Below are 12,590 nucleotides of genomic sequence, written 5' to 3' on the forward strand. Positions count from 1 at the left end.
AGCATCAGGCTGGACACCCTCGGAAATATCCGTGGTGTTGTTGGTGCCCGCTGAGTCGGGGGACTGGCTGCTCGCGGCGCCGCCGCATGCGCTCAATGCAAGCAGCATGGCAATTCCTGCCGCCGTGGTTTGTGCCTTGACTCGAGTCTTCATAGTGCTTCCCTTCGAGGGTTCTAGCTATGGGGTGGGAGTTGTTGCCGGGGAGACGTGGAACTCTGCCTTATGGATCCCGAAACTAAATGTTTGTGATCCGCATCTCTCCGGCACCTACAGCAATGGAACCCCTCGAACAGTAGATTGTCAACAATTTACAGAAACTTTAACGCGAGGTTTTCGCTTGAGAATGGTTCTGAATAACTACTGCACAACTGTTGACAATTGACAATTATGGGTCTTAGAGTCGTTTTACCGGGCGCCGCCACACGAGCTTGCCGCACCATATTCCCGGCGCAGTTCCGCTCTGGCGACACCTCCATAACCGCGGGGCCAACCCGCTTCCATCTCCCGGAAAGAACGGAAATCACCATGGCAGAGACCAACTTCCGTCCGAAGTACATCTCCTTCGATGTCTACGGCACCCTGATCAACTTCGACATCGACCCCACTACCCGCCGACTGCTTGATGGCCGCATCTCGGAAGAGCAGTGGCCGACGTTCAAGAAGCAGTTCCGTGGATACCGCTTCGACGAGGTTCTCGGTGACTACAAGCCCTACGAAGACATCCTTCAGGATTCCTTCGACCGTGTCTGCAAGCGATGGGGCATCGGCCCGACCCCTGGTGCCGGTGCGGCGTTCGCCGAAGCTGTCCGCGGCTGGGTTGCCCACGAGGACGTGCCCGCCCCCCTGAAGCTGATGGGTGACAACTACAAGCTGGTGGCACTGTCCAACGCAGACACCAGCTTCCTCGATATCAGCATTCCGAAGCTCGGTGCGGACTTCCACGCCGTCTACACCGCTGAACAGGCCCAGGCATACAAGCCGCGCTACCAGGCTTTTGAGTACATGCTGGACACCCTCAACGCCAAGCCGGAAGACTTCCTGCACGTCTCCTCGCACACGCGGTACGACATGCATCCGATGCACGACATGGGCTTCCGGAACCTCGTCATGCTGGACCGCGGCTACGACCCCATCACCGAGGGCTACAACCTGTTCACTGTTAAGTCCTTGGATGAACTCAACAAGCACCTCGGTCTCTAATCAGTCCTGAGACGAAAGGTCAACCATGAAACTCGTACCTTACTGGCTGGACACCGCTGAGGCATCCGGCGACTACCGAAACACTCCAGTGCCCGAGAACGTCGATGTCGCCATCATCGGCGCCGGCTTCACCGGGCTGTCCGCAGCCTTGGAATTTGCCAAGCAAGGCGCCAGCGTTGCTGTCTTCGAACGCCATACCGTGGGGTGGGGTGCCTCCGGCCGAAACGGCGGAATGGCGACGACAGGGTTGGCCATCAGCTTCAGCACCGCGGTCAAGCGCTACGGCGGCCCACGGGCCGTTGAGATGTTCCGCGAGTACAACGACGCCATCGACACCATCGAAAAGCTCGTCCACGACAACGCCATCGATTGCGACTACAAACGCTTCGGGAAGCTCTCACTGGCGTTCCACAAGTCCCACTACGACGGATTCCTGAAGTCCCAGGAGCTCCTGGCCAAGCTTGCCGACCACCATGTCAAGGTCATCCCCAAGTCCGAAATCCACAGCGAAATCGGCACGGACTTCTACCAGGGAGCCATGCTGGACCCGATGGGTGCCGGCCTGCATGTGGGCAAGTTCGTCCACGGGCTCGCCAAGGCTGCCCACGATGCCGGTGCACTGATCTGTGAGAACGCGGGCGTCACGGAACTGAAGAAGGTTTCCGGTACGGTCCACGACGTGCACACCACCCGCGGGATTACCCGGGCCAAGCAGGTCCTGGTGGCAACCAGCGGATACACCGGTGCCGTCACTTCCTGGCTGCAGCGCCGCGTGATCCCCGTGGGCAGTTTCATCATCTGCACCGAACCCTTGCCGGAAGAAGTCGTCAACCGCATCCTGCCCAACCGCCGGCAGGCGTCGGACTCCAAGATGCTGACGTACTACTTCCGCATCACCCCGGACAACCGTCTGCTGTTCGGCGGGCGGGCCCGGTTTGCCCTGTCCAGCCCGGACTCGGACGTCAAGAGCGCTGAGATCCTGCGCAAGGCGATGCTTGAGCTCTTCCCCTATTTGTCCAACACCAAGGTGGACTATATCTGGGGTGGGCTGGTGGACCTGTCCATGGACCAGATGGTCCACGCGGGTGTCCATGACGGGCTCTACTTTTCGCTGTGCTACAGCGGGCACGGCGTGCAGATGGCCGCGCACATGGGTAAGCGGATGGCGCACTACATGTCCGGAGACAAGAGCGCCAACGTCTGGGAGGGATTGAAGAATCCGCCCGTCCCGGGTCACTTTGGCCCGCCCTGGTTCCTGCCGTTCATCGGTGCAGCCGCAAAAATCATCGACCGAGTCAAGTAGATCAGGTAAGGCTTTCCCATGCCCTCACACACATCCGTGACTGAAGCGCGCCCAAAATCGCTCGAAGACACCGCCTACAGGCGTGCCCGGTTTGCCAGCCTCCCCGGCGGAGCGTTTCTTGAGGGGGCATGGCAGAAATCCGAGTTGACGCTTGAGGTGCGGGACCCGGAGGATGGTGTCCTGCTGGGCAACGTCTGCACATCCAGTCCCCAGCAGGTGCGTGCAGCGGTTGCCCATATTCACCGGCATCTGCTGGAGGATGGTTGGCCGCTGCGCGCCCGTCGAGCCGCACTGGAGAAAGCTGCTGTGCTTTTGGGCGAGCAGTCCGAACGCTTTGCGAACATCATCGCGGCGGAGAGCAGCAAGACCATCCGTGAGGCTGAGCGTGAGGTTGCACGGTGCGTAGAGACGCTGCGGCTCTCGGCCGCTGCGTCCGGGGAACTTGCCGGAGAGACGCTGGGTTTTGACGACAGCATGGCCGGGGCCGGCAAAATCGGCTGGTACAGCCGGAAGCCGGTGGGTATTGTCGCGGCGATCACGCCGTTCAACGATCCGCTGAACCTGGTCGCGCATAAGCTGGGGCCGGCACTCATAGGAGGCAACGGCGTCGTACTTAAGCCGTCCGGCCGCACGCCGCTGACGGGACTCGCGCTCGTCGGGTTGCTGCTTGAGGCGGGCGTTCCGACGGGGCGGATTGCCGCCGTCGTTGCCGGACCGGGCGTGTCAGAGGCCCTTGTCACCGACCCGCAGGTAGACCTGATTTCCTTTACCGGCGGACCCGCGACGGCGGATCGGATCGCTGCCGCTGCCGGTGCGAAGAAGATCCTGTCCGAACTCGGCGGGAACAACGCCACCATCATCTGCGCTGACGCAGATCCGGTGAAGGCGGCCGAAGCCGTCGTGGCCGGTGCGTTTGGTGTGGCAGGGCAGAATTGCCTGTCCGTGCAGCGGGTCTATGCGCATATTTCGGTGTTTGATGACGTCCTGGAACGGGTGGTGGCGGGCACGCGCGCGTTGCGGACCGGCCCCAAACTGGACCGTGGCACCGATGTTGGTCCCCTGATCACGGAGACCGAAGCCCGCCGGGTAGAGGAATGGGTTGAAGAAGCCCGGGCCGCCGGGGCGACGGTCCAGGTGGGAGGTCAGCGTCGTGGAGCGTTCTACGAGCCGACCGTCCTGACCGACGTTCCGGCCCAGTGCCGGGTTATTGGGGAAGAAGTGTTCGGGCCTGTGGTCAGTGTCCTGCCGTTCATCGACATCCAGGACGCGATCCTCGCCGCCAACAACACCGAGTATGGGCTGCAGGCCGGGATTTTCACCCAGTCCCTGGATCTGGCGCTGGCGGTCGCGGAGAAACTGCACGTGGGTGCTGTGGTGATCAACGAAACCAGCGACGTACGAATCGATTCCATGCCCTTTGGTGGTTTCAAGAAATCCGGGGTCGGCCGGGAAGGCGTCAAACACGCAGTGCGGGAAATGACCGAACCCAAGAACACCATCATCAACCTCACCACAGCAGGCGCCGGCTGGCAGCAGCTGGCCGGCACCACCGAACGGACAACAGCATGAGCACACCTGAACTGAACGTCAAGCACAGGATCGCGGTAATCGCGGGGGATGGGATCGGCGTTGAAGTCGTTCCTGCCGCCATCGCCTGCCTCGAGCGGATCGCAGAGCTGCATTCGATCGATCTTGAGTTCACTTACTTTGATTGGGGTTCGGAGTACTACCTCCAGCATGGTCGGATGATGCCCGTGGACGGCCTGGAGCAGTTGGCCCGGCACGATGCGGTTTTCCTTGGCGCCGTGGGTTCCCCCGAGGTTCCGGACACGGAGTCCCTGTGGGGGTTGTTGATTCCGATCCGTCGTGAATTCCGGCAGTACATCAACTTGCGTCCGGTGAAAACGCTCGACGGCGTTGCCTCGCCATTGGCGTCCAAGGAACCGATCGATATCCTCATCGTCCGCGAGAACAACGAGGGCGAATACTCGGAGGTCGGAGGCCGCGCTTACCGTGGCCTCCCGCACGAGACCGCGGTGCAGGAAACCATTTTCACCCGGCTTGGGGTTTCCCGGGCAGCGAACTACGCAGCTTCCCTGGCCGCAGCGCGCACCGGGCGGCTGACGTCGGCGACGAAGAGCAACGGCATCATCCACACGATGCCGTTCTGGGATGAAGTAGTGGCCGAGACCGTGGCGAAGTACCCGGGAGTGACTGTCACTCATGAACTCGTGGATGCGCTTGCCGCGCACTTGGTCCTGAAGCCCTGGACCTTGGATGTGATCGTCGCTTCGAACCTCCTGGGCGACATCCTGTCCGACCTCGGCAGTTCCGTGACCGGTTCCATCGGCCTGGCTCCTAGCGCAAACCTGAACCCGGAAGGGGATTTCCCGTCCCTGTTCGAACCGGTCCACGGATCGGCACCGGATATCGCAGGCAAGAACCTGGCCAACCCGGTGGGGCAGATCTGGTCCGGGGCGATGATGCTTGACCACCTCGGCCACCCCGAAGCCGCTGCGCACCTGCAGACCGCGTTCGAGTCCGTGCTGCGTGAAGGCCTTGGCACCCGCGATGTCGGCGGCCCGTCCACGACCACGGAGTTCACCGCCGCGGTCCTGGCTGCGATCGATGTCATCGACGCCGTCACCGCGATCGACGCGAGCCCTGCCGGTAAGCCAGCGGCAGCACCGGCGTCGTGAGTCTCTCCAACGGGCGGAAGCGGCCCGTTGTAGCAGCCTTGTACCGCGAGGCACTTCCGCCGCGGCTGGCGGAAGTGCAGGAACTCGCGGACGTGCGCCTTACCAAGGCCGACGGCCTGGCCGAGGCGCTGGACGGTGCGGATGTTTTGTATCAGTGGCATTCGTTCTCCCCGGCACTACGGGAGAACTGGGCCGCGGCCTCGTCGCTGCGGTGGGTGCACGTGTCCGCGGCGGGGGTGAGCCAGTTGATGTTTGACGAGCTCGTTGCAAGCGATGTGACTTATACGAATTCCCGGGGGGTGCTCTCACGGGCTATTGCGGAGTTCGCGCTCGGGTTCGTGCTGGACATGGCCAAGGACGCCCAGGCCTCCTTCAGGCTGCAGCAAGCCCAGCGTTGGCAGCATAGGACCACCCGCAAAATCCAGGGTCAGTCCGCCCTTGTGGTGGGGACCGGCTCCATTGGGCGCGAAGTTGCTTCGCTTTTCCAGGCCGTGGGCATGGATGTGGACGGCGCAGGCAGGAGCGCACGTGGCGGGGATGCTGACTTCGGCACAGTCCATGCTTCCAGCTCCCTGGATTCCGTGGTCCAGGACTATGACTACGTGGTGCTCGCAGCGCCGCTGACTGCGGATACCAAAGGCTTGGTGGACGCGGAGGTGCTTGACGCGATGAAATCCACTGCGGGGCTGATCAACGTGGGACGCGGGGAACTCGTGGACACCGACGCCCTTGTGAATGCCCTCACCACAGGGGCCATTGCGGGCGCCGCACTCGATGTGGTGCACCCGGAACCCTTGCCTGCAGGTCATCCACTGTGGGCTCTGGAGAACGTGATCATCACGCCTCACATGTGTGGCGACACCGTGGACTACCTCGATGACCTGGGCAAGCTCTTCGTGGAAAATCTTCGCCGCTACAGCAAAGGCGAACGACTGGAGAACATCGTGGACAAGCAGCTCGGTTTCGTCCCGGGCACCTGAACGCACGCCTCGGGCGCAGCCATCTCCTGATGACCCCACCGCCACCCTCGTACGGCACGCCGGACGAGGGTGGCGGTTTTTTCGTGGTGCCCGGCACATTATTACAGTCGCGCTGGCGCCCAATTTCCGGTTGTTGAGCAGGTTAGCCTAACCTAAATTGTCAACAATTCCTCGTGCCCTCCCGTTCGGGCACTCACACAGGCGGTACCTTTGCGCAAATTCAGCGGATCCACAGCGGTAGGACTTGCCGCCCTCCTCACCCTTACCGGTTGCGGCCTGAGCGGCGGCCAGACTGCCTCCACTGAAAAAGTGGCAGATACCAACCAGCGCATCGTCGTGGACAACTTCCGCACTCCCGTGGCCAACTGGGCCCTGGAGTCCGACTCGGCCTACATCCTTTCGCTGTCCGGCTGCCTCGAAACGCTGACCAAGTACGACTCTGCCCAAGGCAAGGTTGTTCCGTTCCTTGCAACGGAATGGAAGCAGGTTTCCCCGCTTGAGTGGGACTTCACTATCCGTGATGGAGTCAAGTTCCAGGACGGAACCGACCTCACGGCAGAATCCGTTGCCGCGTCGCTGAACTCCGTTCTCAAGGCCAAAGTGCCTGCCCGCGCGTTCGGTCCCAGCACCGTCAGCAGCGTGAAGGCAACCGATGCCAAGACCGTACGGGTGGCCACTCCCGTGGAGAGCGCCTTGGTGCCCTTCCGCCTGGCGAGTGTCAACACCGGCATCCTCGCGCCAGCCGCCTTCAAAGGCGAAACCGTGAATCCCTTTGGCCACTGCACCGGACCGTTCGTGCCCGTCTCTGAGAAGGCCAAGCAGTCCCTGACCCTGGACCGCAACGAGAACTACTGGGGCGGGAAGGTGCAACTGGCTGGCGCCGAGGTCCGCTTCATCACCAACGGCGCCACCCGCGCGGCGCAGGTCCAGACAGGAGAGGCGGACATTTCCCTCTCCATCCCTGCCTCCGCTCTGTCCTCCCTGCAGGGCGCCCCCGAAGTCTCGGTCGTCAAAGCTGACTCCCCACGCACTGCCACGCTGTACATGAACAACGGCCGGGCTCCCTTCAACAACGTTGACTTCCGCAAGGCCCTGCGATCGGCTCTTGACCTTGAGGCCTTGGCGGCCAGCGTTTACGAGGGTGCTGCCCTTCCCGCGGCCGGACCGTTCGCACCGTCCGAGCCTTGGGCGCCGGGCGAAGCAAAGGCACCCAAGCAGGACGTCGAAGAGGCCAAAAAGCTCCTGGCCGATGCCGGCTACACTGCGGACCGGCCTTTGGAAATCATCGCGATCGTGGAGCGTGCGGAATTCGCCGACGTAGCCACGGTGATCCAGGACAACCTGAAGAGCATCGGCGTTCCCGTGACCATCCAGGCGAAGGAGTATGCTTCCGCAGAGCCTGACGTCTTCGCCGGCAACTACGACATGATCCTCAGCCAGCGGAACCGGTTGATCGACATCGCAGATCCGATCGGCTTCCTGACCGCGGACTACACGTGCAAGGGCACGTACAACCTCAGCCACTTCTGCAACGAGGAGTACGACAAGCTCATCACCCAGGCGGCCCAGACCTCCAACACCGAGGAACGGTACAAGCTGTACGCCCAGGCCGGTGAAATCCTGGATTCGGAAGCCGTCAACCTGTGGCTGGTCAATGAACAGGCGACGGACGCCGTCCGCAGCAACGTGATGTCCTACGTTCAGGACCCGCTGTCCCGCTACGTGCTCACGGCGCAGACAGCCAAGTCCGGTTCCTAGCAGCAATCCGGGCCCTACGAACCGACCCGCATGATGACGTTCCTTGCGAAGCGGACGGCGACCCTCGTGGCCGCCGTCCTGCTGTCGTCCTTCGCTGTTTTCCTTATTCCCTACGTGACGCCCGGCGATCCTGTCCTTAAGATCATTCGCTCGCGCGTCGCCGGGGACATCGTGGACGACTCCGCGGTTCAGGCACTGAGCGAGAGCCTGGGCCTGCACGATCCCCTTCCGGTCCAGTACCTGCGCTGGCTGGGAGACTTCTTCTCCGGCGACATGGGTCTTTCGCACATCAGCCGGACCCCCGTGGTTGACCAAGTGATGCCCGCGCTGGGGGTCACGTTCAGCCTGGTAGTGGTGGCTTTGGGCATCGCAGCGCTGGTCTCGCTGCCGCTGGGAATTGCGGCCGCCCTGAGGCAGGGCGGCAAGACAGACAAACTCATCACCACGATCACCCAGTCATTTATCGCCATGCCGGAATATTGGTTGGCCCCGCTCCTGGTGCTGGTCTTCGCCCTCAAGTTGTCTGTGCTGCCCTCTGCCGGGTGGAACACCGCATCGTCCGTCGTCCTGCCGGCGGCAACACTGGCACTGCGGCCGATCAGCTTCTTCACGTCTGCCGTGCGCTCCGGGATGATCGAGGCCCTTGAAGCGGAACACATTCCGGCAGCCAGGGCCCGGGGCCTCAGCCGCGTGCAGACCGTAGTACGGCACGTGGTTCCCAACGGGCTGGTCCCGTTGTCGACACTCTTCGCGGTTTGGTTCGCGGGTCTGCTTGGCGGCTCGGTCATCGTCGAGGTGATTTTCGCAGTCCCCGGCATGGGGCGCCTGCTGTACGACGCCGTCGTCAACAGCGATATCCCGTTGGCGCAAGGCGGCGTCGTGGTGGTTGTGGCACTGGCAGTGACCATCACTACGCTCGCGGACTTTGTCCATCGAATTCTCAGTCCCAAGGTGGGTGGCACCCTTGCTTAACCGTTCAGCAATCGACAGGGCCGCCGTCGTCATTCTTGTCCTGATCGTGGCCGCCATAGCGGCCGCGCCCTGGTTGGCGCCCTTCCCGCCGCACGAACAGAACCTGGCGGCCCGGCTTGCGCCGCCAAGCGCCGCCCACTGGCTAGGCACGGACCATCTCGGGCGGGACACGCTCAGCCGCTTGCTCGACGGCGGTCGCTTCTCCTTGGTGGTGGCGGCCCTGGCTACTGTGCTCACTGGAGTCCTTGGCCTGGTGATCGGTGTTGTCAGCGCCCGTCGGAGGGGCTGGTTGGACGAGTTCTTCACACGGACCAATGACGTCCTGCTCGCCTTGCCGGAGATGGTGGTGGCCCTGTTCATCGTTGCTGCGATGGGCACCGGGTTTACCTCGTTGCTTGTGGCGCTCACCGTCACGGGCTGGACTCCCTTTGCACGACTTGCGCGGACGCTCGCGTACGACGTGTCTGCCCGCGGTTTTGTTGAAGCGGCGCGCGTGGTCGGGTGTTCGCCGTCGTTCATCGTCTTCCGCCATATCCTTCCGCATCTGGCGGCGCCGATGCTGGGGCAGGCGACGCTCCGGTTCGGCCACCTTCTCATCAGCGTCGGGGCGTTGTCCTACTTGGGGCTCGGCGTCCAGCCGCCGCAGTCCGACTGGGGCTCCATGCTGGCAGCTGCCCAACCGTACGCAGAGCGGGCACCGTGGGGAATCATCGCCCCGGGGCTCGCTATCTTCCTCGTGGCCCTCTGCGTGACGCTGATCGGGCAACGGGCGTCCCGGCGGGCAGCTGATCCCGTGGACATCCTCGTGGTGGAGGGCCAGCATGCCTGAGCTCGTCATTGAGGACCTGACCGTCGGCAGCACCGCCGCCTCTCAACGCCCCGTCCTCTCGGGAGTCAGCCTCACAGTTCAGCCAGGCGAGTTCGTGGCCCTCGTGGGCGGCTCGGGGTCCGGCAAGACGATGACAGCCCGGACCGTCCTGCAGCTGCTGCCCCATCCACTGCGCATGGAGTCCGGTTCCATCCGGCTCGGGTCACTGGACATATCCAAGGCGCCGGAGGCGGAACTGAACCGGATCAGGGGCGGCCGGCTTGGGATGCTCTTCCAGCAACCCAAGAAGATGTTCAACCCGAACAGGACCATCCGCAACCATGTGAAGGAACCCCTGAAACTGCATGGCGGCCTCCGGGGCAAGGCCGCCGAATTGAAAGTAGTAGAGCTGCTTGCCGAGGTGGGCTTCGAAGATCCCGAGTGGGGCGCGCGGGCCTACCCGCACCAGCTTTCCGGAGGTATGGCGCAACGGGCCATGACGGCCATGGCGTTGGCCGGCCAGCCGGAGATTCTGCTCGCCGACGAACCGACTTCGGCGTTGGACAAGGTCCTGGAAAGCCAGATTCTTGGCTTGCTCGACCGTGAGCGAAGCCAGCGCGGGCTGGGCATCCTTTACATCACGCACAACCTTGCCTCCGTAGCCGCATTCGCGGACCGTGTCCTGGTAATGCACAAAGGGAAGATCCTGGAGTCCGGAACCACCGAGACCGTCCTAGGCAACCCACAGAGCACCTACACGCAAAGGCTCCTGGAGGCATCCAATCTCCTGCCAACGGGTATTACCGACACCCGGCCCCGGGAGCGCGAAGTCCTGACCCTGACGAACGTTGTCAAGCACTTCGGGAAGGGGAGGCGTCGCGGCCGGCCGGCATTGGACACCATCACACTCGATGTGAAACAGGGCGAGATCCTGGGTGTCCTCGGCCAATCGGGGTCGGGAAAGAGCACCTTGGCCCGCGCAATCGTGGGCTTGGAGGGCATTAGCGGCGGCAGTATCACCCGGTCGCTCGCTGCGGGTGGGTTAAGCAGCCCAACAGCGGTCCAGCTGGTGTTCCAGGAACCGCATGACTCCTTCGACCCCCGCATGACGCTTCGCGCCAGCCTTGAGGCCCCGCTTCGTAAGTCCGGGATACTGACCGCGACGCTCACTGCGGCCGAACGCTATCTTCGGTTGGCCGCCGCCATGGAGGAAGTGGAGCTTGAACCGTCCATATTGGACAGGCGGCCAGGGGAATGTTCCGGTGGCCAATTGCAGCGCCTCACCATCGCGAGGGCATTGCTGATGGAACCCGAAGTACTCATCTGCGACGAAGCCACCTCCGCCTTGGACGCCCTGACCCAGCGGACCATTCTTGACCTGCTGCAGCGCCTGCACCGGGACAGGGGGCTCTCCCTGGTGATGATCACGCATGACATGGATGTGGTGCGCCACATGTGCCAGCGCGTGGCTGTTCTGTTCCAGGGCCGCCTCGTGGAGCTGACCGATACCCATAAGTTCTTCGCCGAACCTCAGCATGAGCACAGCAAGGACCTCGTTTCGGCCGCGATACCGTGCCGGGGACTGCATCTCAAGAAAATCAGGTCATAGACGTGTGCGCGCGTCTGGTATTCCAGACGTGTGTTCGCCGTCGTGGGTAGGCAGGAAAGCCCCGCGGGGTGCATCCTTGAGTACGGGATACCGGACAGACGCTCTCCCTGCAGTCTTGAAGGGTCTCATTCCACCCCCTAGCAACGAGGCATGATGACCACCACGTCCTTGGCACCCGGCAAAGCCACGTCAAAAGTCCCGGCAGCTGAAAACACGTTGCGGATCCTCAAATTATTGGCATCCCGTCGCGGTCCCATGGCAGCGTCGAACATCGCCACGGCGCTTGGTTTGCCGCGGTCCAGCGTTTACCACTTGCTCGGCGTGATGGAAGCGAACGGCTTTGTGCTCCACCTTCACGAGGAGCAGCGCTATGGCCTGGGCATCAGCGCGTTCGAGCTCAGTTCGGCATATTCCCGGCAGGAGCCCTTGTCCCGCCTGGGCCGCCCCATGCTCGCCTCGCTCGTGGATGCCATCGGCGAAAGCGCACACCTGGCCGTGCTCCATGGCCGCGACGTTCTCTACATCGTGGAGGAACGGGCCAAGAACCGCCCGAGCCTGGTGACCGACGTCGGCGTCCGCCTGCCCAGCCACCTCACCGCGAGCGGGCGCGCCATTCTGGCCGCGCTGCCGAAGTCACAGGTCCGCGCGCTCTATCCGAACGCCGCGGCCTTTACCTCCCGGCACGAGGTGGAGTTCCCGATCATGAAGTACTCCGCCTTGTCGTCCCACCTCGACCAGGTGCGGCAGCGTGGCTACGCCACGGAAAACGGCGAAATCACCCCGGGATTCGGCTCCATCGCCGCCGCTGTGACAGACCATGTTGGATGGCCGACGGCGGCAGTCGCCGTGACGTTTTTGGAGGACAAAGTGCCGGCCGAGCAATGGCCGGTCCTCGCCGCGCGGATCCGGAAGGCGGCGGACGAACTGTCGGTCCGGATCCACGGACGGCCCGCGGGCTAGTCCCGCCGACACACCTTTTCGTTGAACGGGTACCAGGCGTGTGCAGGCGCCCGTGTGCGTCTGTAATCCCGGACAGCACCGGCTGAAAAGCCGTTCCTGAAGCCCCGGAAAGGGGCTCTACTGGATACAGAAGATCTTTCACCACACACTTTCCACGAGACGAAGGAGCCACCATGGCACCCGCCGATTTCACTACAGGAGCCCGCCCGGTCAAGGCTGCCCGGGGTACGGAGTTGACCGCTAAGTCGTGGCAGACCGAGGCGCCGTTGCGGATGTTGATGAACAATCTGGATCCGGAGGT

At 63.0% G+C, this 12,590-nt stretch carries 11 protein-coding genes; all 11 read left to right on the forward strand.

Annotated features, from left to right (window positions below):
* Positions 1 to 525: 525 nt before the first annotated feature.
* Positions 526 to 1,200, forward strand: a complete 675-nt coding sequence (locus AB0N65_RS20410; RefSeq protein ID WP_364166033.1) for a haloacid dehalogenase type II — start codon at positions 526 to 528, stop codon at positions 1,198 to 1,200.
* 25 nt (positions 1,201 to 1,225) lie between these two features.
* On the forward strand, positions 1,226 to 2,503 hold the full coding sequence (locus AB0N65_RS20415) for an FAD-binding oxidoreductase (RefSeq protein ID WP_364166036.1): 1,278 nt from the start codon (positions 1,226 to 1,228) through the stop codon (positions 2,501 to 2,503).
* 18 nt (positions 2,504 to 2,521) lie between these two features.
* Positions 2,522 to 4,072: an aldehyde dehydrogenase family protein gene (locus tag AB0N65_RS20420; RefSeq protein ID WP_364166038.1), complete on the forward strand. Its 1,551-nt coding sequence runs from the start codon at positions 2,522 to 2,524 to the stop codon at positions 4,070 to 4,072.
* Complete coding sequence (locus AB0N65_RS20425; RefSeq protein ID WP_364166041.1) at positions 4,069 to 5,202, forward strand: tartrate dehydrogenase; 1,134 nt, start codon at positions 4,069 to 4,071, stop codon at positions 5,200 to 5,202. The genes AB0N65_RS20420 and AB0N65_RS20425 overlap by 4 nt, the downstream gene beginning before the upstream one ends.
* A complete protein-coding gene (locus tag AB0N65_RS20430) occupies positions 5,199 to 6,182 on the forward strand; it encodes a D-2-hydroxyacid dehydrogenase (RefSeq protein ID WP_364166044.1) in 984 nt (327 codons plus the stop codon). Before AB0N65_RS20425 ends, AB0N65_RS20430 begins: the two co-directional genes overlap by 4 nt.
* A gap of 210 nt (positions 6,183 to 6,392) precedes the next feature.
* Complete coding sequence (locus AB0N65_RS20435) at positions 6,393 to 7,940, forward strand: ABC transporter substrate-binding protein (protein ID WP_364166047.1); 1,548 nt, start codon at positions 6,393 to 6,395, stop codon at positions 7,938 to 7,940.
* Positions 7,941 to 7,970: 30 nt separating this feature from the next.
* Positions 7,971 to 8,912, forward strand: coding sequence for an ABC transporter permease (locus tag AB0N65_RS20440; RefSeq protein ID WP_364166050.1), 942 nt, complete (start codon positions 7,971 to 7,973; stop codon positions 8,910 to 8,912).
* Positions 8,896 to 9,741, forward strand: coding sequence for an ABC transporter permease (locus tag AB0N65_RS20445; RefSeq protein WP_364166052.1), 846 nt, complete (start codon positions 8,896 to 8,898; stop codon positions 9,739 to 9,741). Before AB0N65_RS20440 ends, AB0N65_RS20445 begins: the two co-directional genes overlap by 17 nt.
* Complete coding sequence (locus AB0N65_RS20450; protein WP_364166055.1) at positions 9,734 to 11,329, forward strand: ABC transporter ATP-binding protein; 1,596 nt, start codon at positions 9,734 to 9,736, stop codon at positions 11,327 to 11,329. The genes AB0N65_RS20445 and AB0N65_RS20450 overlap by 8 nt, the downstream gene beginning before the upstream one ends.
* Before the next feature lie 153 nt (positions 11,330 to 11,482).
* Complete coding sequence (locus tag AB0N65_RS20455) at positions 11,483 to 12,289, forward strand: IclR family transcriptional regulator (protein WP_364166058.1); 807 nt, start codon at positions 11,483 to 11,485, stop codon at positions 12,287 to 12,289.
* A gap of 173 nt (positions 12,290 to 12,462) precedes the next feature.
* The coding region (locus tag AB0N65_RS20460; RefSeq protein ID WP_364166061.1) for a hypothetical protein at positions 12,463 to 12,590 on the forward strand (128 nt) is incomplete at its 3' end.

Source organism: Paenarthrobacter sp. NPDC089322, assembly GCF_040684895.1.
Taxonomy (GTDB): Bacteria; Actinomycetota; Actinomycetes; order Actinomycetales; family Micrococcaceae; genus Arthrobacter.

What these genes read in the sequence shown, in the direction of transcription:
- AB0N65_RS20415 (WP_364166036.1), top strand. Translation starts at nt 1,226, where the DNA reads ATGAAACTCGTACCTTACTGGCTGGACACCGCTGAGGCATCCGGCGAC.
- AB0N65_RS20440 (WP_364166050.1), top strand. Translation starts at nt 7,971, where the DNA reads ATGATGACGTTCCTTGCGAAGCGGACGGCGACCCTCGTGGCCGCCGTC.
- AB0N65_RS20420 (WP_364166038.1), top strand. Translation starts at nt 2,522, where the DNA reads ATGCCCTCACACACATCCGTGACTGAAGCGCGCCCAAAATCGCTCGAA.
- AB0N65_RS20410 (WP_364166033.1), top strand. Translation starts at nt 526, where the DNA reads ATGGCAGAGACCAACTTCCGTCCGAAGTACATCTCCTTCGATGTCTAC.
- AB0N65_RS20455 (WP_364166058.1), top strand. Translation starts at nt 11,483, where the DNA reads ATGACCACCACGTCCTTGGCACCCGGCAAAGCCACGTCAAAAGTCCCG.
- AB0N65_RS20450 (WP_364166055.1), top strand. Translation starts at nt 9,734, where the DNA reads ATGCCTGAGCTCGTCATTGAGGACCTGACCGTCGGCAGCACCGCCGCC.
- AB0N65_RS20425 (WP_364166041.1), top strand. Translation starts at nt 4,069, where the DNA reads ATGAGCACACCTGAACTGAACGTCAAGCACAGGATCGCGGTAATCGCG.